Source organism: Cryptosporangium aurantiacum (assembly GCF_900143005.1).
GTDB classification, from domain to species: Bacteria; Actinomycetota; Actinomycetes; order Mycobacteriales; family Cryptosporangiaceae; genus Cryptosporangium; species Cryptosporangium aurantiacum.
Window position 1 is genome coordinate 205,348 of the sequence record NZ_FRCS01000008.1, and the last position, 24,454, is coordinate 229,801.

Below are 24,454 nucleotides of genomic sequence, written 5' to 3' on the forward strand. Positions count from 1 at the left end.
CCGTCCCGTCAGGGGCGGGCCGGTGCCGTTCCCGGCGCGCCCCGACTCGCGCGCGGTGTGCCGCCGCGAGACGATCTCTCCATGCGGATCGTGGTGAGCGGTGCCAGCGGCCTGATCGGAACGGCCCTCGTCGAGTCGCTGCGACTGGACGGGCACACGGTGACCCGGCTGGTGCGCCGCGAACCGACCCGGCCCGACGAGGAGCGGTGGGACCCGGCCACCGGACGCCTCGACCCGGAGGTGCTCTCCGGCGTCGACGCGGTCGTGCACCTGGCCGGCGCGGGCGTCGGGGACCGGCGCTGGACGTCGCGGTACAAGGCGAAGCTGATCGACAGCCGGGTCGACGGCACCACCACGATCGCGACCGCCGCCGCCAGGGCCGAGAAGCCTCCCCGGACGCTGATCTCGGCGTCCGGCATCGACTACTACGGGGACACCGGCGACCGGGAGATCCGCGAGGACGCCCCGGCGGGCAACACGTTCCTCGCCGACCTCTGCCGCGCGTGGGAGGGCGCGACGACGCCGGCCGAGGAGGCGGGTGTGCGGGTCGCGCACCTCCGCTCCAGCCTGGTGCTGGCGCCGTCGGGCGGCCTGCTGGGTCGGCTGAAGCCGCTGTTCATGATGGGGCTGGGTGGGTCGCTGGGCACCGGGCGCCAGTACTGGCCGGTGATCTCGCTGCGCGACGAGGTCGCCGCGATCCGGTTCCTGATCGACACCGACGAGATCTCCGGGCCGGTGAACCTCACCGCGCCGGAGCAGGTGACCAACGCGGAGTTCACCGCGGAGTTCGGGCGGCAGGTGCACCGGCCGACCGTGCTGCGGGTACCGGCGTTCGCGCTGCGGATCGCGCTGGCCGACTTCGCCGACGAGGGCGTGCTGAGCGGTCAGCGGGCGATCCCCGGCGTGTTGCTGGACCACGGGTTCACGTTCACTGATCCGACGGTGGCGTCGGCGCTTCGGTATGCCCTGCACTGAGATCCTCGATTACGAGTAGGCGGTCGAGCGGGAGCGGGTCGCACGTCTTTCGGAGTGCGGTGGCGACTTCGGCGGCGGTGGGACGCCGCTCCGGCTCGGTCGCGAGCGCGCCGGCCAGCATCGTCACCAGCCCGGCGGGCACCCCGAGCGCGAAGGCGCGCTCGGCCCAGTCGTCGACGCCGCACGGCCCGACCAGCGCGATGACGAGGAGAGCGGCGAGGTCCCGGACGTCGTCCGGGGGTGGTGCGCCCGGAGCCAGGCCCGCGTCCAAGTACGGGATGCCGTCGGGCGCCACCACGACGGTGTCGGCGCCGACCGCACCGTGTGTGCCGCCCGCGGCGTGTGCGGCCGCCAGCGCGTCGGCGAGCGGTGCGAACAGCGCGACTGCTTCGCCGCACCGCACCCGGTCGACCCGCGCGAGTAATTCGGCCAGTGAAGTTCCGTCCATGGCCCGGGGACGCTAGCCCGGCCGGATCGGCGCCGCGTCGAGCGTCCACAAGCGCATTTCGTCTGACCGACACCAGAGCGGCATATTCGGGACATCCGGCACTGGCGCAAACGTAGTTATCCACAAGCATCTGAAGGAGCCGGTCACAAACGGGACGGCGCGCCGTAGTCTCATCCCCACCGGAGGATGCGATTGTTCCGGTGTAAGGCGTTCGCGTTCGGGGGACGGTGATCGCATGGACCTCACCACACTCGCCGGGGACCCGACCTCGGAGCCGGACGACCTCGCGGGCGCCGTCGACGCGGCCGCCGGAGAGGTCGCGGCATTCGGGCCCGTCCTGGGGCTCGTCGACCACGACGCGCCCGCGGTCCGCACGGCGGTCGCCCGTGCACTGCCGCACCTGGCCGCGATGGAGATCAACGCACCGTTCGCACCGCTCGCGGTCGACGCGCTGATCAGCCTCACGGCCGACCCGAACGGTGACGTCCGCAACTGGGCGTGCTTCGGGCTCGGCACGCAGATGGACGAGATCGACGGCCCGACGATCCGCGAGGCACTGGCCGCCCGGCTCACCGACCGGCACGGCGAGGCCCGCCGCGAAGCGCTGATCGGCCTGGCCCGCCGGCGCGACCCGCGTGCGCTCCCCGCGGTCCGGACCGCCCTGTGCCGGTCGGACGTCTGGCTGCTGGAGGTGGAGGCGGCCGGCGCGCTCGGCGACACGTCGCTGCACCCGCTCGTCCTGCGTCACCTCGACGGCTGGGACGGCGGCGCGGCACGCACGGTGGCTGCGGTCGCCCGGCTCACCGACCCGGACGGTCTGGGCGCCGACCTGATCGAGGGCCTGGCCGTCTGGTACCGCTGCGGCGGCCCGCTCGCGGTGGACGCCAACCCCGGCTGGTGGCGGATCGCGCTGGACCTGCTCGAGCTGGCGCCGTACCGCGCGACCGAGCTGGCGAGCGCGGTGGCCTCGCGGCTGGGCAACGACACCGACGCGCTGGGCGCGCTGGATGACTCAACGCTCGGCGCGATCGCCCGCACTCACGGGTGGGCGGGCGTCCTGCACTGACTCCTCGTCGTCGGCGTCGACGATCCGGGCGGCGCGGCTGGGCCACCAGATCCGCCGCCCGAGTTCCAGCGTCGCGGCGGGCACCAGCAGCGACCGCACCACCAGCGTGTCGAGCAGGACGCCGAACGCGACCAGGAACGCCATCTGGGCGAGGAACAGGATCGGCAGCACCGACAGCGCGGCGAACGTCGCGGCGAGCACAACGCCGGCCGACGTGATCACGCCGCCCGTGACCCGCAGGCCGGTGAGCGTGCCGGCTCGGGTGCCGTGTCGCAGCGATTCCTCGCGGACCCGCGTCATCAGGAAGATGTTGTAGTCGATCCCGAGCGCGACGAGGAACACGAACGCGAACAGCGGGACCACCGGGTCCGACCCCGGGAACCCGAAGAGGTGGTCGAAGACGAGCGCGGCGACGCCCAGCGTCGCGCCGAACGAGAGCACGACGGTGGCGATCAGCATCAGCGGCGCCACCAGCGCACGGAGCAGCAGCGCCAGGATCACGAAGATCACCGCGAGCACGATCGGGACGATCGTCCGCAGGTCACGGCTGGTCGTCGTCTGGGTGTCCAGCAGCGTCGCGGTGTACCCGCCGACGAGCGCGTCCGCACCGGGCACGGCGTGCAGGGCTTCGCGCAGGTCGCGGACGGCGCGCATCGCCGTGGGGCTGTCGGCGGCGTCGGCCAGCGTGACGTCGATCTCGACCAGGCCGTCGACGATCTTCGGAGGCTTCGCCTTCGCGTTCGGGTCGAAGTCCAGCGTGCCGGTGAACGGCGTGACCGCCTCGACGCCGTCCACGCTCTTCACCGCGGTGACCATCGGCTCCAGCGCCTCCGCCCGGCCGATCACCACCGCCGGCGTCCCGAACCCGGCCGGGAAGTACCCCTGCAGGATCTCCTCGCCCTGCACCGCGTCCACCCGCTTCAGGAACGCGTCGGTCTGAGTGACGCCGTTCGCCCGGAACGTCGGGGCGAACGCCGCGGCGAGCAGCAGCACCAGCGAGGTGACGATCCAGATCCGGCGATGCCGCCGGGACACCATCTGCGCGACCCGGTCCCAGATCCCGTGCCGCAGCGCGCGCTCCGAGCCGTAGCGCGGCATGAACGGCCAGAACGCCGCGCGCCCGAGCAGGGCCAGCACCGCGGGCAGGAACGTGAGCGAGGCGAGCAGCGCCGCGACGATGCCGATCGCTCCGATCGGCCCCAGGCTGCGGTTGGACGCCAGGTCGGAGAAGAGCAGGCACAGCAGGCCGGCGATGACCGTGCCGCCGGACGCGACGATCGGCTCGAACGCGCCCTTGTAGGCGGCCCGCACGGCGTCCCAGCGGCTCGCGTGCCTGCCGCACTCCTCCCGCGCGCGGGCGATCAGCAGCAGCGCGTAGTCGGTGGTGGCGCCGAACACCAGCACCGAGAGGATGCCCTGGGACTGACCGTTGAGGTCGAGCGTCCCGTTCTTCGTCAGCGCGTAGACGACGCCCGCCGAGGCACCGAGCGCCAGCCCCACCGTGGTCAGCACGACCAGCGGCAGGATCGGGCTGCGGTACACCACGATCAGGATCACCGCGACGACCAGCGCGGTGACGCCGATCAGCAGGCCGTCGATCGCGCCGAAGACCTCGAAGAAGTCCGCGATGATGCCGGACGGCCCGGCCACGTGCGCGGTCAGCGGCCCCGGGCGTTGCACGATGTCGCGGATCAGCGACACCTCGCGCTCGGTGACCTCGCCGTCGGCGCCGGCGAGCGGCACGATGACCTGCGCTGCCTCGCCGTCCCGGGACGGGATGATCGGCGAGATCTCGCCGACCGTGATGTTCGCGGCGCGGATCTTCGCCACGTCGCCCTGGATCGTGCGGGCGTCCTCCAGCGTCAGGCCGCCGCGGTGCAGGTAGACGACGATCGCGGGCACCGTCGGCTGGTCGACGAACCGCTCCTGCAGTTCGGCTACCTCGGTGGCCTCCGCGCTGCTCGGCAGGAACGCGGCGTTGTCGTTCTTCTGGACCTCGGACAGCTTCGCCTGGTACGGACCGAACACTCCGCCGACGACCAACCAGCCGACGATCAAGAGCGCGGGCACCAGCCAGCGGACGTTCCTCACCCGCCGCACGCTATCGCTACCCGTGCACGATGGCGTGGTGAGCGGCGTGAGTGAGGACGTGACCTGGCGCACGGTCGGGCGCCACCGCGCGGCGTAGGCTCGCGACCATGACGGAGATGCTGGTCCCGACGGCGCCTACCGACGTCCGGCGGCTGCCGGGTCTGATCGAGTACCGCGAGGCCTGGGACGAGCAGCGCCGGCTGCACGCGGCGCGCGTCGACGGCGCGATTCCGGACACCGTGCTGCTGCTCGAGCACCCGAACGTCTACACGGCCGGCCGCCGCACCGAGGACTGGGAGCGGCCGTTCGACGGCACCCCGGTCGTCGATGTGGACCGCGGCGGCAAGATCACCTGGCACGGCCCCGGTCAGCTGGTGGGTTACCCGATCGTCCAGCTGCCGCGCCCGCTGGACGTGGTGGCCTACGTCCGCCGGATCGAGGCGATGCTGATCGAGGTCTGCGCCGACCTCGGCCTCGCGACCGGCCGCGTCGAGGGCCGTAGTGGCGTCTGGGTGCCCGCCGACGAGCGCGGGCCGGAGCGGAAGCTCGCCGCGATCGGCGTCCGGGTGAGCCGCCGGGTGGCGATGCACGGCTTCGCGCTCAACTGCAACCCCGACCTGGACGCGTTCGGCCGCATCGTGCCGTGCGGCATCCAGGACGCCGGCGTCACGTCGCTGACGGCCGAGTTGGGCCGGACCGTGACCGTCGATGACGTCGTCGGTCTGGTGGAGCCGCGGCTCCCCTCTTTGGCGGGCGGACCCGACCGGGTCTGACGTTTCGCGGCCCGGTTGCGGGGGTAACGGCCGACGGGAAGCCCACACTCGTGGTAGGCAGACCCGACCGTATCCGCCCTACCGGAGGTGGCCAGGTGTCCCAGATGGATGGCGGTACCACGTCGGACACGTTCAGCGCGCTGGCCGCCGAGCCCTACCTGAGCCTCACCACCTACCGCCGGAACGGCACCCCCGTGCCGACGCCGGTCTGGGCCGCCCCGTCGGGCGGCCACCTGCTGGTCTGGACCGGCGCGGAGTCCGGCAAGGTCAAGCGGCTGCGGCACACGCCGGTCGCCACCGTCGCCCCGTGTGACCGCGGTGGCTCGCTGCTCGGCGAACCGGTGGCGGCCCACGCGCGCATCATGCGCCGGGACGAGAACCCGGCCCTGAACACCGCGATGAAGGCCAAGTACGGCTGGCAGTTCCGGATCTCCGCGCTGGGCGCCGCGATCGGCCGGGTGATCGGCATCGCACGCCCCGGCCAGATCGGGCTGGAGATCACGCTCGAGGCCTAGTTTCGGCTCGGCAGGTCGAGTGACGCCGGGCCGGTGAACCGCAGCGTCTCCCCCGTGGTGTTCTCGTCCAGGTACATCAGGTCCTTCGCGTCCACCACCAGCGCCAGCCGCCGTCCGGCGGGCACGTCGAACGCCATCGGGTCGAACCGCACGTCGATCGTCCGTGCGCGCCCGGGAGTCGCCCCGGTCCAGGTGAACGAGGCGTGGTTGATCAGCTCACCGGTGCCCGCGCCGTCCACCGCGTAGAGGTAGCCGAAGACGGTTCCCACCGCATCGTTCGGCACCACCGTCAAGTGCAGGTCGACGGTGCCGCGCAGCTTCGTCGCCCTGGCCAGCGGCGCCGACTGCCACAGCAACGCCCGGCGGCGGTCCACCCCGGGGAGCCAGACGGTCGGCGGACGCCCGGTCAGCGCCTCCAGCGTCGAGGTCCCCATCGTGATGCCGGCGTCGGACGTCGTCGAATCGGCGGTGATCGACGACTGCCACGCCGAGGTCTCCCCCGGCGCCAACGCGGTCCCCGGCGCCCCCAGCCCGTACCGGGTGGCCGGCGCCTCGAACTCGGCCGTCGACCGGTAGGTCTCCAGCGGGCCGGACCGATCGGGCGTGCGCGGGCGCAACCGGATCGGCGTCGCCACGTCGGCGGGGTTCCGGACTCCGGCGACGTGCACCTCCAGCCACCGGTAGAGCGTGTCGAACGCCTCGTTGGGGAGCGTCAGCACGCCGGTGAGCTCCGGGCTGACGTGGTCGCCGGGGTAGAGCTCCAGCCGCTTCGGTCCGGTGAGCCGGTCGTAGAACCGCATGATCTGCCCGTTCCGCGCGACCGAATCGTTCCACGCGTGCGCCATGTAGACCGCGGTGCCGTTCCGGTTGAGCGCGTCGAGCCGGGTGACCGGCGAGCGCTCCCGAGCCCAGGCGCGCAGCTCGTCCATGTTCCGGTTCGCGAAGAAGTCGTCCAGCATCGTGTTGAAGTCCGGTGCGGTCCGGGCGGTGATCGCCGCGGTCACCCGGAACCCGAGCGCGAGCAGCCCGTACCGGGTCTCCTGACGGATCAGCATCTCCTCGATGTCGACGAGCCCGCTGGTCATCACGACGGCCTTGATCCGCGGGTCGGCGGCGGCCGCGTTGAGCATGATCGGACCCGCGTAGGAGATCCCGGCCAACCCGATGCGCGCCGGGTCGGCGTCGGTGTTCGCGAGCGCCCAGTTGATCACCGACCGCACGTCACGGACGTCGTCCGGGCCGGCGAAGTCGACGGTGCCGCCGGAGTCGCCAGCACCCCGGGTCGCGTAGTTGACCGCGATCATGCCGCGCTTCGCGAGCTCGGTCGACCACAGCAGGTTCTGGGTGTTGCCACCGCCCCACGACCCCGGGAGGACGATCAGCGGGTGCGGGCCGGGCGACGTCGGCGTGACGACGTTCGCGCCGAGCTTGATGCCGTCGTGCCCGGCGAGGTCGACGAACCGGACCGTGAACTTCTCGTCCGCCCTGGCGGCCGGTGTGAGAACTCCGCACCCCACCACCAGAACGAGTAACAGGCTGAGTAGGCGCACGAGCGGGGCTCCTTCAGGTGAGCTTCGACACCGTGGGTGGGGCGCACGCACGCTAGCGAGACCACAAGATCCGGACAAGTCGGTTCGTAAGTATCATCGCGCCACAGCCAACGGCTCGTTTCCGCGCTGACAACGAGGTGACAACTTCCCCGCGGCCACCGCCCGACCAAATCTGCGTTCCGCGGCTCGGCGACTTGTCGGTGATCCGGCGTAGGCTCAACGAACGTGACGACGGTGCAGCCCGAAGGACGCAAACTGCTTCGGTTGGAGGCCCGCAACGCGGAGACTCCGATCGAGCGCAAGCCACCCTGGATCCGCGTGACGGCCAAGATGGGCCCCGAGTACACCGAGCTCAAGGGCCTGGTGAAGCGCGAGGGCCTGCACACGGTGTGCGAAGAGGCCGGCTGCCCGAACATCTACGAATGCTGGGAAGACCGGGAAGCCACGTTCCTGATCGGCGGCGACCAGTGCACCCGGCGCTGTGACTTCTGCCAGATCGACACCGGCAAGCCCCAGGCGCTCGACCGGGACGAGCCGCGGCGGGTCGCGGAGAGCGTCGCCTCGATGGGGCTGCGCTACGCGACCGTCACCGGCGTAGCGCGCGACGACCTGGCCGACGGTGGTGCGTGGCTCTACGCCGAGACCGTGCGGCAGATCCACGGGCTGGGGCAGGGCACCGGTGTCGAGCTGCTCGCGCCCGACTTCAACGCCCGGCCGGAGCTGCTCGGCCAGGTGTTCGAGGCTGCGCCCGAGGTGTTCGCCCACAACATCGAGACCGTGCCGCGGATCTTCAAGCGGATCCGCCCCGGCTTCCGCTACGAGCGTTCGCTGGACGTCATCCGCCAGGCCCGCGCCGCCGGGCTGGTCACCAAGTCGAACCTGATCCTGGGCATGGGCGAGGAGCCGGAGGAGGTCTCCGCGTCACTGCGCGACCTGCACGAGGCCGGCTGCGACCTGGTGACGATCACCCAGTACCTGCGTCCGTCCGCGCGGCACCACCCGGTCTCCCGCTGGGTGAAGCCGGAGGAGTTCGTCGCATTCCGTGAGGAGGCCGAGCAGATCGGCTTCGCCGGGGTGCTCTCCGGACCGCTGGTTCGCTCCTCGTACCGCGCCGGCCGGCTCTACCAGCAGGCGATCGAGGCTCGCGCGGCGGCGTCCGCGCCTGCTGTCGCGTTCAATTAACGCTGCTCAGCGACCGCTGTTCGGTTTGAGCTGTCCCGGAGCAGTTATCCGGAGGACACACATCGGACATGACGGTCCGGCATGATGTTCTGTGCGGACCGCAAACGACCTACTACTGACAGTAAGCAGGAGGTGCCTGTGACTCCCGTCGAGCCGCTGCGCCAGCTGTTCACGTCCGCGATCGCGCTCCTCCCCGAAGGTGGGCAGCGCACCGCGCGTCGTAACGCTTGGGCCGCAATGAGCGAAGACAACCGCCGTGCCCGTGACCGTCGCGAAGCCGCCACCGCGTTCACCGCGGTGCCCGGAGTGGTTCGTCAGGCGAACCGGGGTGCCGGCCACACCCACTGAACTGCGCTGGTAGCCAGGCTCACGGTTCCCTACCGCGCCTGGCGCTCTAGACTCGACTTATGGCCTCCACCACCCCCGAGAAAGTCGGCTTCCGCCAGCGGCTTCGGCAGATCTTCCAGGTATTCAAGTTCGTTCGGGGGCACGATCGTCTGATCGTCCCGCTGATGCTGGTGGCGTTCCTGGTGCCGCTGCTCATCGGCATCGGGGTCGCCTGGTTCACCGGGCTGTGGGTGATCGTCCCGCTCGCGGTGCTGATCGCGATCCTCGCCACGCTGATCGTGTTCAGCCGGCGGGTGCAGAAGGCGACGTATGCGCAGGTGGAGGGGCAACCGGGAGCCGCGCTGGCGGTGCTCGAGTCGATGCCGGGCAACCGGAATCAGCGCAACTGGAAGTTCACGCCCGCTGTGCAGGTCAGCCAGCAGCAGGACGTCGTCCACCGGGTGGTGGGGCGGCCGGGCGTGATCCTGCTCGGCGAGGGCGCCAGCCACCGGGTGAAGCAGCTGGTCAACACCGAGCGCAAGCGGATCAGCCGGGTGCTCACCGACGTGCCGATCCACGACGTGATCGTGGGCGAGGACGAGGACAAGGTCTCGATCCGGAAGCTCCAGTCGCACCTGCAGAAGCTGCCGAAGAGCTTGACGCCGGGGCAGGTCGGGCAGGTTGCGCAGCGGCTCCAGGGCCTCGGCGGCGCCCGTCCCCCGATCCCCAAGGGCCCGATGCCGAAGAGCGCGCGGGCCATGAAGGGCGCCAAACAACAAATGTACCGGGGGCGGTGAGCGGCGGGCTCCAGCGCCGTTGTTTGAACGACAACTGCGCGCGCCTGGCGGCGAGCCGCGTTGTTCCGCGGGGTGGCCTGGGAGTGGACCCGGTTGGGCGCGTTATGGGTGGCCTAGGTGGGGCCGCTCTCATGGGTGCAGCGCGCCATGCGTCGCGGGCGGGGCGGCGCGGCGGGCTATGCGGTGGGCGCGTTGCGGAGCACGATGCTGCCGGCGATCTTGTCGTGGTAGCGACGTCCGTCGGCGGTGGTGAGTAGCGCTGGGATCAGCACGATGATCAGCAGCGTGCGCAGCAGCCCCCGGAAGAGCCCGATCGGACGGCTGTCGGCGACCCCCAGGCAGCGGATCCCGAGCAGCCGCATCCCCGGCGACTCTCCGAACAGCCCGATGAAGAGCGTGTAGGCGACCAGGAACACGAGCGTGCTCCAGCCGCCCGGAGGGTCGGGGTAGGTGAACAGCCCGGCGACCATCGCGCACAGCACGCCATCCACGAGAAACGCCGCGACACGGCGTCCGAATGACGCAGTTGGCAGTTCGACGGCGGCCGAACCGCCGCGCGACGCACTGGACCGGTCCTCACTCACCCCCCGAGCCTAGCCAACCGTGAACCCGCAGCGTGAACAAGGTTTGACACGTACGGAGCCGGAACACCCGGGGCGGCCTACGCAGCGTCGTTGCTTCGTCCTAAGCTGTCCGAGAATGGGCGCTCCCGCCTTCGTACCGTCACCCTGGTTAACATCCGCGAAACTGATGGGACATTGGCAGGCAACGGGCGCTTCCTACGTTGTGGCCAGCGACCCACACTGACGGAGGACGGATGTTTTCCCAGCCCGATGAACTGATTCGGTACATCCAGGACGAAGGCGTTCGCTTCGTGGACGTCCGGTTCTGTGACCTCCCGGGTGTCATGCAGCACTTCACGGTCCCGGTCGAGTCGTTCGACACGGACATCCTCGAAGAGGGACTGGCGTTCGACGGATCCTCGATCCGTGGCTTCCAGGCCATCCACGAGTCGGACATGCTGCTGCTGCCGGACGTCTCGACGGCCTTCGTCGACCCGTTCCGAGTGCAGAAGACGGTCGCGCTGAACTTCTTCATCGCTGACCCGTTCACCCGCGAGGCCTACTCCCGCGACCCGCGCAACATCGCCAAGAAGGCCGAGCAGTACCTGGCCACCAGCGGCATCGCCGACACCGCGTACTTCGGTGCCGAGGCGGAGTTCTACATCTTCGACTCGATTCGTTTCGACACGAACCAGCACAGCTCGTTCTACTACGTCGACTCGATCGAGGGCGCCTGGAACAGCGGCCGCGAGGAAGAGGGCGGCAACCGCGGCTACAAGACGAACTACAAGGGCGGGTACTTCCCGGTCCCCCCGGTCGACCACTACGCCGACCTGCGCGACGAGATGGTGCAGAAGCTGCAGCAGGTGGGCATCAGCGTCGAGCGTGGTCACCACGAGGTGGGCACCGCCGGCCAGGCCGAGATCAACTACAAGTTCTCGACGCTGCTGCACTCCGCGGACAACCTGATGCTGTTCAAGTACATCATCAAGAACACCGCGTGGAACGCCGGCAAGACCGTCACCTTCATGCCGAAGCCGCTCTTCGGTGACAACGGCTCGGGTATGCACACCCACCAGAGCCTGTGGAAGGACGGCAACCCGCTCATGTACGACGAGGTCGGCTACGCCGGTCTCTCGGACACCGCGCGCTGGTACATCGGTGGTCTGCTCAAGCACGCCCCGTCGCTGCTCGCGTTCACCAACCCGACCGTCAACTCGTACCGCCGGCTGGTGCCGGGCTACGAGGCCCCGGTCAACCTGGTCTACTCGCAGCGCAACCGCTCCGCCTGCACGCGTATCCCGATCGTCAGCAGCCCGAAGGCCAAGCGGATCGAGTTCCGGGTGCCGGACCCGTCGGCCAACCCGTACCTCGCGTTCTCCGCGATGCTGATGGCCGGCCTGGACGGCATCAAGAACAAGATCGAGCCGCCGACGCCGGTCGACAAGGACCTCTACGAGCTCCCGCCGGACGAGCTGGCCGAGGTCGCGCAGGTTCCGGGCTCGCTCCCCGAGGTGCTCGACCGCCTCGAGGTCGACCACGACTACCTGCTCGAGGGTGGCGTGTTCACCTCGGACCTGATCGAGACGTGGATCGAGTACAAGCGGGCCAACGAGGTCGACCCGGTGCGTCTGCGCCCGACCCCGCACGAGTTCGCGCTGTACTTCGACATCTGATCGAGCGGTAGGCCCCGTCAGGACGTCGCCGAGCCGCCGGCCGCCTCTGCTCCGCACGGAGCACGCGGCCGGCGGCTTTTCGCTCAGCCGATCAGCGGCAGATCCCGGTCCTTGCGACGATCCGTGGGACGACGCAGCGGAGGGTACCGGCGCCCCACGCAGGTTCAGGCTCGTGCGTCGGCCGCCGACAGCGAGGTGGGTAGACGCCACGCGACCAGGACGCCGGTCACCGAGACCACGGCCAGCACCGCCATCGCCAACCCGTACGCCCGCTCGGGCGTGCTCGTGAGACCGGCGACGAGGATCGTGCCCGCGATCGCGGTGCCGAGCGACGAGCCCAGGTTGGACACGCTGCGCGAGAGACCCGAGATCTCGCCCTGCAGGTCCTCGTCGAAGCTCGATTGGACGACGTTCACCGACGGGGTCAGCATGGCGCCCAGACCGAACCCGATCAGCAGCAGCCCCGGCGCGAACGCCCACGCGCTGGGCGAGCCGATCACCATCGCCAGCAGCACCCCGATGCCGCAGGCCGTGAGGCCGAAGCCCGCCATGATCAGCGTGCGCTGCGACCGGCGCTTGGCGAGTCGCGCGGCGGCCAGCGACGACGTGAGGAGGCCGACCGTGACCGCGGTGAAGATGACGCCGGTCTCGATCGCGTCGTAGCCGCGGACGACCTGCAGGTAGGCCGAGACCACGAACGATGACCCCATCAGCACCAGCCACTGCGCGTTCTGGGTGACCAGGCCGAGATTGGACGTGCGGTTGCGGAACAGGCGCGTCGGCAGCAGGACCTCGTCGCCGGCCCGCTCCCGGGCGCGCGTGGAACGGAAGAACCACGCCAGCACGGCGGCGCCTGCGGCGATGAGCCCGAGCATCAACCAGACGTTGTCGTCGGCCGCCAGGATTCCCAGCACCAGCAGTATCAGCCCGACCGCTGACAGGGCCGCGCCCCGCCCGTCGAACGGCAGCGTGGGGTTCGCCGGAAGCGGGTCGCGGATCCGGCGGGCCAGCCAGACGATCACGCCGACGATCACCGCCTGGAAGACGAACGCCACCCGCCAGCTGATCGCGTAGGTGATGAGCCCGCCGATCAGAGGGCCGGCCGCGGCGCCGACGCCGCCCAGCGCGCTGATCACGCCGAACGCGCGAGCACGGGACGTCAGGCCGGTGAAGAGCAACGTGGTGAGGATGTAGACCGGCGGGATCAGGAGCGCGGTGCCCACCCCTTGCAGGATCGAGTAGCCGAGGATCAGCACACCCAAGCCCGGCGCCAGCGCGCTCACCAGCGCGCCGACGCCGTACAGGGCCAGCCCCGCGAGGAAGCACCGGTTCCGCCCGTAGCGGTCGGTGAGCTTGCCGCCGGGGATCATCAACGCGGCCATCACCAGGAGAAACGCGGTGATCGCGGTCTGCACACCCTGCACCGTGGTGTCCAGATCGGAGCTGATGTCGTTGATCATCACGTTCATGTTCGAACCGGCGAAGCTGCAGATGAACTGGGCCAGCGCGAGCGGGATCAGGGCCCGCCGCTGTGCGGTCGTCGGTCGTCCCGCCGAGTGCTCGTCGGCCACTGCGTCCGCCCTTCTCTCCCGTCCCGCGAGCCGTCGGCCCGCGGGGCTGGGGCAATCTGCGCCCTGATCCTCGCGTCCGCGCGGGATCACCGCCTCGCCCGGAACAGGTGATCCGCGACCGGCTGCCAGCGGATCGGCAGCGCGGGCGTAGCGCGCGGCGACCTCGTCGCCCGGGTGTAGCGCGGCGACCTCGTCGCCCAGGCGTAGCGCGGCGATCTCGTCGCCCAGGCGTAGCGCGCGGCGAGCTCGTCGCCGTTAGGCGGCGGTGGCCACGAGGACGTGCGCTTCGTCGGCGGACACCGTCCGGCAGTCCAGCCCGGACGCCGTGACGAACGACGCGAGCGTCGGCGCCTGGCGCTCGCTGGTCTCCACCAGCAGGTGTCCCCCGGGCGCCAACCAGCTCGCCGCGTCCCGGATCACCCGCCGCAGCACGTCGAGTCCGTCCGGACCACCGTCGAGCGCGACCCGATGCTCGTGCACACGCGCCTCCGGCGGGAGCAGCCGAATCGCCTCGGTCGGGACGTACGGCGCGTTGGCGAGCAGGACGTCCACCCGGCCGCGCAGCGTCGGCGGGAGCGGCGCGTAGAGGTCGCCCTCGTACACATGCCCGCCGACCGGGAGCACGTTGCGCCGCGCGGACCGGACGGCGGCGGGGTCGATGTCGACCGCGTGCAGCGCGACGCCGTCCAGAGCAGCCGCCAGCGCAACGCCCAGCGCCCCCGAGCCGCAGCACAGGTCGACGATCGTCGCCGCCGACGGAGCCAGCGCCGCGGCCTGCCGAACGAGCAGCTCGGTCCGGCGCCGGGGCACGAACACCCCCGGGTCGACGGTGATCCGGAGCCCACAGAACTCAGCCCAGCCGAGGACGTGTTCGAGGGGCAGACCGGCGATGCGTTGATCGACCATGGCGATCAGCTTGTTGGGCGACGGCGACGCGGCTATGAGCAGCTGGGCTTCGTCCTCCGCGAAGACGCATCCGGCGGCACGCAGACGGCTCACGATGACCGACTCGGAAGGGAACAGCGAGGAAACCGACATGAGAGGGCCTTTCACCTGTTGAAGGGCGCTCCCGCGGTCCCTCCCCTACCGGGAGGAGCCCGGACGGCGGTGAGGAGGGAGCACCCAGCCAAACCAGACGTTGATGGGTCTCACCTCCTCGACTCGTGCACGGATCCGAACGACGCACACAGTACCGGCGAGACGCGGCCCCGGCGAGCGAACTTCGCGCCCCGCCCGGGAGCCTCAGTCGTCCGTGAACGGATGAGTGTGCATCCACCAGATCAACACCGCGCGGGTCGCCGCACGGCGGGAGGCGTACGTCTCGGCCCACGGCAGCGATTCCTCCACCGGGCAGATCCACCATTCGCCGGTACTGAGCACGCCGAGCACGGCGACCGGTACCTCCTCCCGCAGCAGCAGCCACCGGGTTCGAGGCAGCGGACGGAGCTGCCAGGGCGACGGTGGATCCTCCTCGGCGGGGTCGGGCTGACCGGTGCGAGACCGCGCGGGCCGCCCGGGCCGCACGGGTGGCGCAGGCGGCGCGGGTGGCGCAGGCGGCGCAGGCGGCGTGGGCGGCGTGGGCGGCGTTGCCCGCACGGGCGTGGGGTCGAACCAGGGATTGCGCTCGGCCATCGGTGCTACCTCCCCGTCGGACGCCGGCGTTTCCGGCGTTCGTGGAGGCAGCAAAGTCGGTCCGGGGAAATGTCCGACGGCGCTTCTACGATGCCGGACACCGGACGGACGGCCGGACAAGACCGGACAGTGTCCGGACGCCCGCGGCACTGGACCGGACGCCTCGGTCAGGGGACAAATTGGATTCGCCGGGGGAGGGTGAGGCGCATGGATCGGGTGGATCAGAGGTCGCCGGTTGCCGACGCGCACCGGCTGGCGGCGGCGCTCCGGCAGCACCGGACACGAGCCGGTCTGACGCAGCGCGAACTCGCCTTGCGGGTGCGGTACAGCCGGTCGTCGATCGCGAACGCCGAGGCGGGCGACGTCCGCGCGGTCGACCTGTACCGCCGCTGCGACGCCGCCCTCGGCACCGGCGGCACGTTGGAAGCGGCTCGAAGGGCGCTCGGCACGGCCGCCCACCCGCGTGCCGGGTCCTCGCCGCCCGCGTCCTCCGGTTCCCCGTCCGGCCCGCCCGACGCCACCGGACGCACCGCGTCACGCGAACCCGGCGCCGCCGGACACACCGCGTCACGCGAACCCGGCGCCGCCGGACACACCGCATCACACGAACCCGGCGCCACCGGACACACCGCATCACACGAACCCGACGCCACCGGACGCCCAGCGTCGCGGGAGACCGGCGCCTCCGGACACTCCGCGTCACGCGAACCCGGCGCCTCCAGCCAGCCCGCGTCACGCGAGCCCCGCGCAGGTGGCCGTTCTGCGTCGGACTCGCCCGGTGCAGCCGGACGCGCTGCTGCGGCCGCGTTCGCGGCGGACGCACCGTCCGGGCCGGTGCCGGTCGAGGAGGCGATCGAGCACCTGCGGCAGCACTGGCACCTCCTCGTCCGCACCGACAACCTGCTCGGTCCGCAAGCCGCGCTGCCCACCGCGCTCGATCACCTGTCGACGCTGGCGACGCTGCTGCGAACCGCCGCCGGCCCGGCCCGCACCGCGTTGCTCTGCCTCTCCGTCCGGTACGCGGAGACCGCCGCCTGGCTGCACCAGGACGTCGGGCAGCTCGATCACGCCACGGTCTGGGCCGACCGGGCGCTCGACTGGGCGCACGAGGGCGACGACCGCACCGCGCTGGCCTGGGTGCTGCACCGGCGCAGCCAGCTGCGGGCCGCCGGGGGCGACGCCGCCGGTGCGCTGTCGCTCGCGCGGGCAGCGCGGCGGTCCGGTGCGGACGCGGATCCCCCGCTGGCCGCGGCGCTGCACGTCCAGCAGGCGCGGGCCTACGCGGCGGTCGGCGACCGGCGCCGCTGCGTAGCCCTGCTACGCCGGGCTGCCGCTCTCGCCGACACCCGCGAGACCGCAGGAGACGGACGGGCCGGCTACGGCGGCCACTGCACTCGCGCGTGGGTGCTCGCGCACCGCGGCGCCTGCGCGCTGCGGTTCGACGCTCCGGCGGAGGCCGCGGTACAGCTCCGCACGGCGCTGGCCGGGCTCGCTCCGGTCTACCGGCGCAATCGCGGTCTGGTCACCGGCTGGCTCGCCGAGGCGTACGCCCGCCTCGGCGCGGCGGACGAGGCGCTGCGGGCCGCGGCGTGGAGCCGGGCAGTGGGCGAGGCCACCGGCTCGGCGTCCGTGCTGGCCCAGGCCGGTGCGGCGGAAGAACTCGCCAGGGCGGCCGAGGGATCGGGCCGCCCGGCGCCCGTCCGCACGGTCCTCAGCCGCGCAGCCTGAGCGCGCGCAGCCTGAGCGCGTGCCCGGACGCGAGCGGCCCGAGGCTCGGCGGCCTGAGGCTGGGCCGCCCCAGCGCGTGCGGCGGGAGTGCGCGGTCAGCAGCGGGAGCGCCAGGGCTGGTCGAACGTCCCGGTCAGGAAGTACGTACCGGCCCGCTGCAGCTTCACTTTCACCCAGGTGCCGTCGGGCTCGATGCAGCCCTCCGGCCCGCGCAGCGTCAGCCACGGCGACCACCGCACGCGCACGGTGAGGTCGGTCGCGACCGGGCTGGTGAACCGGACGCCGGTCGCCCCGCTGGACACCAGCTGCGCCGGGTACGGCACCACGGCCGGTCCGCCGACCACCCGGTAGAGCGACCAGTCGCTGTTCTCCCACTCCTTGCGCAGGTAGGAGAGGTTCGCCTCGACCAGCGCGGCCTCTTCGCGCCCTGCGGGGTCCAGCCGCGATTCCCGCGGCACCGCCACGTAGCTGACCGCGTTCTCGTAGAGCCAGGAGAGGTACGTGTCCGGGGCGAGCGTGTCGTCGTAGAACAACGGGTTGCGATCGACGTCCACCTGGCGTTCCCAGCCGCGCGCGATCGGGACCACGTCCGCGACGTAGGTCGACTCCCAGTGGTCGCGGAGCGGCACCACCTCGACGCGGCCCACCGGGCCGCGGTGTTCCAGCTGGGCGATCAGCGGCTGGTAGTACAGCCGGGTCGCTTCGCGCGCGCCCGCGTAGGCGAGGTCGCCACCGATCAACGGCGGCTGCCACCAGCAGAGCAACGCGACGACACCGGCCAGCAGCCGCCGGTCGAGCGTGGAGATCGCGACGACGACCGGCGCCGCGAACAGCATCGACAGCCGGACGACGTTACTGCCGACCGGGTTGTCCGTGTAGTACGTCAACGCGGCGCCGACCGCCGACAGCAGGGCCGCGATCCGCACCGCCTGGTAGCCACGGCGCGGCACCAGCAGCACGACCGCGAGGCACGCCGCCACGCAGACCTTCATCGACTCCTCGCTGAACGGCTGCACACCGCCGTCGTGGAAGACGAAGGTCGGCACGGCCATCGCGATGCCCGCGCCGATGCCGAGGACCAGGCCCTCGGTGACCATCCCGGAGAGGAGAAGGGCGGCGCCGCACAACCCGACGAACAGCCCGGCGACCGGGCTGGCCGCGGTGCTCGCGGCGGCGAGCGCTCCGGCCAGCAGCAGTTCCCACCAGGTCGCGCGGGAGGAGAACAGGCCCCTGATCCAGTGCCCGGCCGTGCCGTACGGCGCCCGGTAGCGGTGGGCCGAGGCGGCGATGACGCAGAGCGCGAGCATCCCGAGCGCGATGCCCATCGCGAACGTCGTCCGGCCGCTGACCAGGTTGAACACGCCGGTGACGGCGCCCAGCACGCCGGCCGTGAGCGGACGCCTGGCGCCGACCTGGGCGAGCAACCAGGCGAACGCGACGGCCGAGACGACGACCGAGATCGCGCCGACGCCACGGGAGCCGAAGATCGCGTTCGCCGGGCCGGTGAACGCGCTGTAGCCGAACGGATAGACGCCGCCGTACCAGCGGAAGTCGATCGGGACGAAGCCGTGCTCGTCGAAGAAGTGACCGCGGGCGACCTGCGCGGACAGGTCGGTGCCTGCCAGTGGGAGCGACAGGAAACCGACCGCGAGCAGCAGGGACGTCAGGAATGTGACGGTCACCGGCATGCGGTGGGACTCCGGGAGCAGACGGTCCAGGAAACCGTCCCAGCGTCCGCCGTCGCGCCGCGGTGGCTCCGAGCCGACCGGCAGCCGAAGGCTCACGCCGCCGAGCCCTCCGTGCATAGCCGTCGCGGGTTCCGCGGCCCTCACCTGAGCGCCCGCATCGACGACAGCCCGCGAGCCAGCCCCAGCAGGCGCCGCCACCGGCGCCTCCGCGGGCGCCGCCGACTCGACCGCCACCGGCTCCGCCTCCGGCGCCACCGACGCCTCCGCCGACGCGGGCCCAGACTCATCGGCCGCCGCCGCAGACGCGGGCCGCGCCCCGCCCGCCGCGGCCACGGGCCGAGCCTCATCCGCCGCAGACGCGGGCCGCGCCTCATCCGCCGCGGCGGCGACCTCGTCAGCCGGCGCCGCCGCGGACGGCGCGGCGGCGTCCGCGGCCTCCACCGGCGGCGAGACCGGAGCCGCCGCGCCCGGCTCGCCGTCGGAGGATGACGCCGAGGACGACGCGTCGGTGTCCGTTTCGGCTGCGGCAGACGCGGACGAATCCGAGGTCGGCGCGTCCCGGTGGGGCGACGCCGGCGACACCGTTTCAGGCATAGAACACCCGCTCCACCGCTTGCCGTCCGTGCCGCATCGTCCGCAGATAGTCGTCGAGGAACTCGCCGGTATCGGCGTCGGCGGGTCGCCCGAGCGCCCGCGCCACCCCGTGCAACTCGCTCCCGTGCCGCGGCAACTGGTCCGACGGGCGACCCCGGACGAGCATCAACGCGTTCCGGACCTCCGCCGCCATCTCCCACGCCGCGACCAACGCGTCGTGGTCGGCCGCCGTGATGAGGTCGGCGTCCCGTGCCGCCTCCAGCGCCGCGATCGTCTGCGTCGTCTGCAGCCCCGGCACCTTCGCCCCGGAGCGCAACTGCAACAGCTGCACGGTCCATTCGACGTCGGCGAGCCCGCCGCGCCCGAGTTTCGTGTGGGTGGCGGGGTCGGCGCCGCGTGGCAGCCGCTCGACGTCCACCCGGGCCTTGATCCGGCGGATCTCGGTGATCGCGGACGCGTCCAGGCCCTCGGCCGGGTAGCGCAGCGGGTCGATCAGCTCGATGAACCGCCGCCCGAGGTCCTCGTCGCCGGCGACCGGCCGGGCGCGCAGCAGCGCCTGCCATTCCCACGGCTTCGACCAGCGTCGGTAGTACTCGCTGTACGAACCCATCGACCGCACCAGCGGACCCTGCCGCCCCTCCGGACGCAGGTTCGCGTCGATCCCGAGCGGCGGGTCCGGAGCCGGCGAGCTGAGCAACCGGCGCAGTTCCTCGGCCACCGCCCGGGCCGCGACCGTCGCCTCCTGCTCGGTCGCGCCGTCGAGCGGCTCGTGGACGAACATCACGTCGGCGTCGGAGGAGTACGACATCTCCGCGCCGCCGAGCCGCCCCATGCCGATGATCGCCATCCGCATCGGCAGCCGGCCGCCCCGGTTCTCGGCGACCACTCGCTCCGCGACCGAGAGCGCAGCCACCAGGACGGCGTCCGTGACGTCGGTCAGCGCGCGGCCGACCGCTGAGACGTCGTCGAAGCCGAGCAGGTCCGCGAACGCGGTCCGCAGCAGCTCACGACGGCGCAGCGCCCGGGCAGCCACCACCGAGGACTCCGCTTCCGAGTGCCGGCCGGCCGCAGCGCGCAGCGCCCCGTGCAGGACGTCACGGGACCGTGGCACCAGCTCGGCGTCGTCGGCCAGCAGCCGCAGCCCCTCCGGGTCGTGGGTGAGCAGGTCGGCGACGTAAGCGCTGGTCCCGAGCAGGGTCGGCAGCCGCTCGGCCACCAGCCCCTCGTCCCGCACCAGGCGCAGGAACCAGGGCGTGGCGCCGAGCCGGTCGGACACCTGCCGGTAGGCGAGCAGGCCGGCGTCCGGGTCCGGCGCGTCGGCGAACAGCCCCAGCATCGCGGGTAGCAGCGCCCGCTGGATGTGCGCCCGCCGGGACACGCCCTGCGTCAACGCCTGGACGTGCCGCAGCGCGCCGGCCGGGTCGCTGAACCCGAGCGCCTCCAGCCGAGCCTGCGCGGACGCCGGGAGCATCCGCAGGTCCTCGTTGGAGACCGTGGCAACCGCCTCCAGCAGCGGCCGGTAGAAGAGCTTCTCGTGCAGCCTGCGGACCTCGCGCGCGTGCCGGGCCCACTCCGCGGAGAAACCCTCCACCGGGTCGCCGCCACCGCGGTGCCCGAGCGTCGCGGCGAGCCACCGCAGCTCGTCGTGGTCGGTCGGGAGCCGGTGGGTACGGCGTAGGCGCTGCAGTTGCAGGCGGTGTTCGACCGTGCGGAGGAACCGGTAGGACGAGTCGAGCGCTTCACCGTCGAGCCGACCCACGTACCCGCCGTCGATCAGCGCCCGCAGCGCGTCCAGCGTGTTGCCGCTGCGCAGCGTCGCGTCGCCCCGACCGTGGACGAGTTGCAGCAGCTGCACCGCGAACTCGATGTCCCGCAGGCCACCGGGGCCCAGTTTGATCTCCCGCGGGGCCTCCTTGACCGGCAGCGACTGCTCGACCCGCTGGCGCATCGCGCGGATCTCGGCCACCGCGCCCTCGCGGCCGGCCGCACCCTCGCGGCGCGACGAGCCGGTGGTGGTGCCCCAGACCAGCGGCGTCACCTCGGCCATCCACGCCATGCCCAGGTCGAGGTCACCGGCGATCGGACGGGCCTTGATCAGCGCCTGGAACTCCCAGGTGCGGGCCCACTGCTTGTAGTACGCGGCGTGCGAAGCCAGGGTCCGGACCAGCGGCCCGTCCTTGCCCTCCGGCCGCAGCGCCGCGTCGACCTGCCAGGCCACGTCCCTGCAGATCCGGATCATCGTGCCGGCCAGCGTGGTCGCGGTACGGAGTGCCGGTCCCGGGTTCTCCGTCGCCGGGAAATCTTCGCCGGGCGCACCCGGTTCGGCCACGAACACCACGTCGACGTCGCTGACGTAGTTGAGCTCCCGGCCGCCGCACTTGCCCATCCCGATGACGCCGAGCCGGACCGCGGGAGCGTCGTCCGGAAGTGCGGCTGCGGCCACCGCGAGCGCTGCCCGCACCGTCGCCTCGGCGAGGTCGGCCAGTTCGGTGGCGATCATCGCGACGTCCGAGCGGCCGTTCGGCCCGGCGTCGCTCAGGTCCCTGGCCACCGTGCGCAGCAGACAGCGCCGGTAGGCCAGCCGCAGATCGGCGACGATCTCCGGCCCGGCACCCCGAGCCTTCACCCCGCCGCTACCCCAGGTCTCCCCGGCGTCGGTGGGCGCGCCCACAGCGTCCAACAGGATTTCACGGAGCAGTTCGGGTGACGGCGGGGAAGGCTCCCACACACCGGTCACCAACGCGCGCCACTCGTCGGGGAACGCGCACAGGTGATCGCCGAGCGCCGCGGACGCTCCGAGGATGCCCACCAGCCGGTGCCGGAGACCGACGTCCGTCCGGAGGGCCTCGGTCAGCGTCGTCGGGTCCTTCTGACCGGCGTTCAACCGGTGCAGGGTGAGCACCGCCAGGTCGGGGTCGGCGGCGGCCGCGAGTTCGGTGATCAGCACCTCGCCGTCCGGACCGGCCGGTGTGGACGTCTCCGGGCTCCACCACCCGAGGCCGTCGGGACCGAGCAGTTCGGCGGCGCGCCCCGGGTTGACGAAACCGAGCCGCGCCAACCGGCTGGTGCCGACCGGTTGGGGCCGGGTCATGCGTCTACCACCGGCAGCGGGATGCCGCGGCCGGAGAGACGGCCGGCGGCCAGCGCGACGAACCGCCCGGCGAACGGACGCCACACTTCTTCGATGTCGTCCTCCACGGCGGCGCAGCGGGTGAGTACGTCCTCGGCGTCGAGGCCGGTCCGGCTCAACGAGCCGTCGTCGCTCGCCGCCCAGTCAGCGAGCATCGGCACGTCGCACTCGATGTGGAACTGGATGCCCCAGGCCCGCTCGCCGAGCCGGAACGCCTGGTGCGGCACCCGCGGCGAGGACGCCAGCAGGACCGCACCCGGCGGCAGCACGGTGATCTCGTCGACGTGCCACTGGTACACGTCGGGAGTGAACGGCAGCATCGCGAACAGCGGGTCGGTCTCGGCCAGGTCGCGTTTGGCGACCAGGAACGCCCCGATCTCCGGTCCGTTGCGGGCCGGCTCGACCCGGCCGCCCAGCGCACCGGCGAGCAGCTGACCGCCGAGGCACACGCCGAGCGTGGCCACGCGGTTGGCCACCGCTTCGCGCAGGAGGCCCCGCAACGCCGGGAACCACGGCGATGCGGGCTTCCCGTCGACGTCGTAGGCGGGCTGGGCGCCACCGAGCACGACCAGGCCGTCGTAGCCGGTCAGGTCGGCCGGGAGCGGCTCGCCGTCGTTGGCCCGCACCACGTGGAGCTCCCCGCCGGCTTCGGTGAGCCAGTCACCCAGTCGGCGGGCGTCGTCCTCGGCGTCGTTCTGGACGACCAGCAGTCGTGGGTTGCTCACCCTTGCAGGCTATCGACTGCCCGCGCGGGCACGCTCAGAGCCAGTGCCCGCTTACAAAAAGGGCAGGTATCGACGCCGCTCGTAAGCGGTCACCTGTCGGCGGTAGTCGTCCCACTCGGCCCGCTTGTTCTTCAGGAAGAAGTCGAAGATCTGCTCACCGAGCGCCTCGGCGACCAGTTCACTCTTCTCCATGTAGCCGAGGGCCTCGGACAGGTCGTGCGGCAGGTCCTGGTAGCCCAGCGCCCGCCGCTCGTCGGGTGAGAGCGACCAGACGTCGTCCTCGGCACCGGGCGGGAGTTCGTACCCCTCTTCGATGCCCTTGAGACCGGCGGTAAGCAGCACCGCGAACGTCAGGTACGGGTTGCACGCGGCGTCGACCGAACGGATCTCGACCCGGGCCGAGTGCGGCTTGCCGTAGCGCGGCACCCGGACCAGCGCCGACCGGTTGAGGTGACCCCAGCAGATCGAGCTCGGCGCCTCGTTCACCGTGTTCGGCTGGATCGCGCCGAACAGCCGCTTGTAGGAGTTCACCCACTGGTTGGTGACCGCGGTGTACTCCCGGGCGTGGAACAGCATGCCCGCGATGAACGCCTTCGCGGTCTTCGACAGCGTCATCGGGTCGCCCGGGTCGTGGAACGCGTTGCGCTCGCCCTCGAACAGCGACAGGTGGGTGTGCATGCCGTTGCCGGCCAGGTCGGTGAACGGCTTCGGCATGAACGTCGCGGAGACGCCCTGGAAGAGCGCGACCTCCTTGATGACGTGCCGGAACGTCATGATGTTGTCGGCGGTGGCCAGCGCGTCGGCGTAGCGGAGGTCGATCTCCTGCTGGCCGGGCGCGGTCTCGTGGTGGCTGAACTCCACCGAGATGCCGATCCGCTCCAGCGCCAGGACGGCCTGCCGCCGGAAGTCACGGGCGGTGGCATGCGTGGTGTGGTCGAAGTAGCCGCCGGAGTCGACCGGCGTGGGCCGGCGACCGTCGGTGGGGTGGTCGGCGAGCAGGAAGAACTCGATCTCGGGGTGCGTGTAGAACGTGAACCCCTTGTCGGCGGCCTTCCGCAGCGCGCGGCGCAGCACGTGCCGCGGGTCGGCCCAGGACGGCGACCCGTCCGGCATCTGGATGTCGCAGAACATCCGGGCGCTCTCACCGGAGCCCGCGCCCTCGAAGGGGAAGACCTGGAACGTCGAGGGGTCCGGCATCGCGACCATGTCGGCCTCGTAGACGCGGGTGAAGCCCTCGATCGCCGACCCGTCGAACCCGATGCCCTCTTCGAACGCGGCCTCGAGCTCCGCCGGCGCGACCGAGACGCTCTTCAGCGTCCCGAGCACATCGGTGAACCACAGCCGGACGAAGCGAATGTCTCGCTCTTCCAGCGTGCGCAGCACGAAATCCTGCTGACGGTCCACGACGCCTACCCCTCCAGTT

The 24,454-nt window shown here is 71.8% G+C and carries 20 protein-coding genes; 9 read left to right on the forward strand and 11 right to left on the reverse strand.

The genetic code is table 11. From position 1 onward, the window contains the following. Positions 1–81: 81 nt before the first annotated feature. Entirely contained in the window at positions 82–975 is an 894-nt protein-coding gene (locus BUB75_RS25980; protein WP_073260430.1) for a TIGR01777 family oxidoreductase, read from the forward strand. Here BUB75_RS25980 and BUB75_RS25985 read toward each other — a convergent pair. Beyond that, positions 929–1,423, reverse strand: a complete 495-nt coding sequence (locus BUB75_RS25985) for a hypothetical protein (protein ID WP_073260431.1) — start codon at positions 1,421–1,423, stop codon at positions 929–931. The two genes, BUB75_RS25980 and BUB75_RS25985, sit on opposite strands and share 47 nt — an antisense overlap. 235 nt (positions 1,424–1,658) lie before the next feature. Between BUB75_RS25985 and BUB75_RS25990 the strand changes: the two genes are divergently transcribed. Further along, positions 1,659–2,489 (forward strand): HEAT repeat domain-containing protein, encoded by an 831-nt coding sequence (locus BUB75_RS25990; RefSeq protein ID WP_073260432.1) that lies wholly within the window; start codon positions 1,659–1,661, stop codon positions 2,487–2,489. On the opposite strand, the gene BUB75_RS25995 is transcribed toward BUB75_RS25990, so the two are convergent. Further along, positions 2,436–4,580 carry an MMPL family transporter gene (locus BUB75_RS25995; RefSeq protein WP_084741780.1) on the reverse strand — a complete coding sequence of 715 codons (2,145 nt, stop codon included), beginning with the start codon at positions 4,578–4,580 and terminating at the stop codon, positions 2,436–2,438. The genes BUB75_RS25990 and BUB75_RS25995 overlap by 54 nt on opposite strands. A gap of 116 nt (positions 4,581–4,696) precedes the next feature. Here BUB75_RS25995 and lipB point away from each other — a divergent pair, with 116 nt between their 5' ends. Together lipB and BUB75_RS26005 are read left to right on the forward strand one after the other, a co-directional pair. After that, positions 4,697–5,353, forward strand: a complete 657-nt coding sequence (gene lipB, locus BUB75_RS26000; RefSeq protein WP_073260620.1) for a lipoyl(octanoyl) transferase LipB — start codon at positions 4,697–4,699, stop codon at positions 5,351–5,353. 104 nt (positions 5,354–5,457) lie between these two features. Further along, on the forward strand, positions 5,458–5,868 hold the full coding sequence (locus BUB75_RS26005; protein ID WP_073260434.1) for a PPOX class F420-dependent oxidoreductase: 411 nt from the start codon (positions 5,458–5,460) through the stop codon (positions 5,866–5,868). Here BUB75_RS26005 and BUB75_RS26010 read toward each other — a convergent pair. Continuing rightward, positions 5,865–7,418 (reverse strand): CocE/NonD family hydrolase, encoded by a 1,554-nt coding sequence (locus BUB75_RS26010; RefSeq protein WP_073260435.1) that lies wholly within the window; start codon positions 7,416–7,418, stop codon positions 5,865–5,867. The two genes, BUB75_RS26005 and BUB75_RS26010, sit on opposite strands and share 4 nt — an antisense overlap. 225 nt (positions 7,419–7,643) lie before the next feature. Between BUB75_RS26010 and lipA the strand changes: the two genes are divergently transcribed. The 3 genes from lipA to BUB75_RS26025 all read left to right on the forward strand — a co-directional run bounded on the left by lipA (position 7,644) and on the right by BUB75_RS26025 (position 9,724). Next, positions 7,644–8,600 carry a lipoyl synthase gene (gene lipA / locus BUB75_RS26015; protein WP_073260436.1) on the forward strand — a complete coding sequence of 319 codons (957 nt, stop codon included), beginning with the start codon at positions 7,644–7,646 and terminating at the stop codon, positions 8,598–8,600. Positions 8,601–8,738: 138 nt separating this feature from the next. After that, the gene (locus BUB75_RS26020; protein ID WP_178379974.1) at positions 8,739–8,948 is read left to right on the forward strand and encodes a hypothetical protein; all 210 of its coding nucleotides are present in this window, start codon (positions 8,739–8,741) and stop codon (positions 8,946–8,948) included. 59 nt (positions 8,949–9,007) lie between these two features. After that, positions 9,008–9,724, forward strand: a complete 717-nt coding sequence (locus BUB75_RS26025) for a DUF4191 domain-containing protein (protein WP_073260438.1) — start codon at positions 9,008–9,010, stop codon at positions 9,722–9,724. A gap of 176 nt (positions 9,725–9,900) precedes the next feature. Here BUB75_RS26025 and BUB75_RS26030 read toward each other — a convergent pair whose 3' ends face one another. After that, a complete protein-coding gene (locus BUB75_RS26030; protein ID WP_218617765.1) occupies positions 9,901–10,215 on the reverse strand; it encodes an RDD family protein in 315 nt (104 codons plus the stop codon). Between the two features lie 326 nt (positions 10,216–10,541). On the opposite strand from BUB75_RS26030, the gene glnA reads away from it, so the two are divergent. Continuing rightward, complete coding sequence (gene glnA, locus BUB75_RS26035) at positions 10,542–11,963, forward strand: type I glutamate--ammonia ligase (protein ID WP_073260440.1); 1,422 nt, start codon at positions 10,542–10,544, stop codon at positions 11,961–11,963. Positions 11,964–12,127: 164 nt separating this feature from the next. Here the strand turns inward: glnA and BUB75_RS26040 are convergent, their stop codons facing one another. From BUB75_RS26040 to BUB75_RS46465, 3 genes are all read right to left on the reverse strand, one after another. Further along, complete coding sequence (locus tag BUB75_RS26040; protein WP_073260441.1) at positions 12,128–13,534, reverse strand: MFS transporter; 1,407 nt, start codon at positions 13,532–13,534, stop codon at positions 12,128–12,130. Between the two features lie 255 nt (positions 13,535–13,789). Continuing rightward, positions 13,790–14,572 carry a putative protein N(5)-glutamine methyltransferase gene (locus BUB75_RS26045; RefSeq protein ID WP_073260442.1) on the reverse strand — a complete coding sequence of 261 codons (783 nt, stop codon included), beginning with the start codon at positions 14,570–14,572 and terminating at the stop codon, positions 13,790–13,792. A 204-nt stretch (positions 14,573–14,776) separates the two neighbouring features. Then, complete coding sequence (locus BUB75_RS46465) at positions 14,777–15,166, reverse strand: hypothetical protein (RefSeq protein WP_084741727.1); 390 nt, start codon at positions 15,164–15,166, stop codon at positions 14,777–14,779. Between the two features lie 207 nt (positions 15,167–15,373). Here BUB75_RS46465 and BUB75_RS26055 point away from each other — a divergent pair, with 207 nt between their 5' ends. Beyond that, positions 15,374–16,894, forward strand: a complete 1,521-nt coding sequence (locus tag BUB75_RS26055) for a helix-turn-helix transcriptional regulator (protein ID WP_073260444.1) — start codon at positions 15,374–15,376, stop codon at positions 16,892–16,894. Between the two features lie 95 nt (positions 16,895–16,989). On the opposite strand, the gene BUB75_RS26060 is transcribed toward BUB75_RS26055, so the two are convergent. From BUB75_RS26060 to BUB75_RS26075, 4 genes are read right to left on the reverse strand one after another with little or no spacing between them, the layout of a single operon-like run. After that, positions 16,990–19,176, reverse strand: a complete 2,187-nt coding sequence (locus tag BUB75_RS26060) for a hypothetical protein (RefSeq protein WP_143175406.1) — start codon at positions 19,174–19,176, stop codon at positions 16,990–16,992. After that, on the reverse strand, positions 19,169–22,267 hold the full coding sequence (locus BUB75_RS26065) for a bifunctional [glutamine synthetase] adenylyltransferase/[glutamine synthetase]-adenylyl-L-tyrosine phosphorylase (protein WP_073260445.1): 3,099 nt from the start codon (positions 22,265–22,267) through the stop codon (positions 19,169–19,171). Before BUB75_RS26065 ends, BUB75_RS26060 begins: the two co-directional genes overlap by 8 nt. Then, positions 22,264–23,031 (reverse strand): type 1 glutamine amidotransferase, encoded by a 768-nt coding sequence (locus BUB75_RS26070; RefSeq protein ID WP_218617766.1) that lies wholly within the window; start codon positions 23,029–23,031, stop codon positions 22,264–22,266. The genes BUB75_RS26065 and BUB75_RS26070 overlap by 4 nt, the downstream gene beginning before the upstream one ends. A 51-nt stretch (positions 23,032–23,082) precedes the next feature. After that, positions 23,083–24,435 carry a glutamine synthetase family protein gene (locus tag BUB75_RS26075; protein ID WP_073260446.1) on the reverse strand — a complete coding sequence of 451 codons (1,353 nt, stop codon included), beginning with the start codon at positions 24,433–24,435 and terminating at the stop codon, positions 23,083–23,085. Positions 24,436–24,454: the final 19 nt, after the last annotated feature.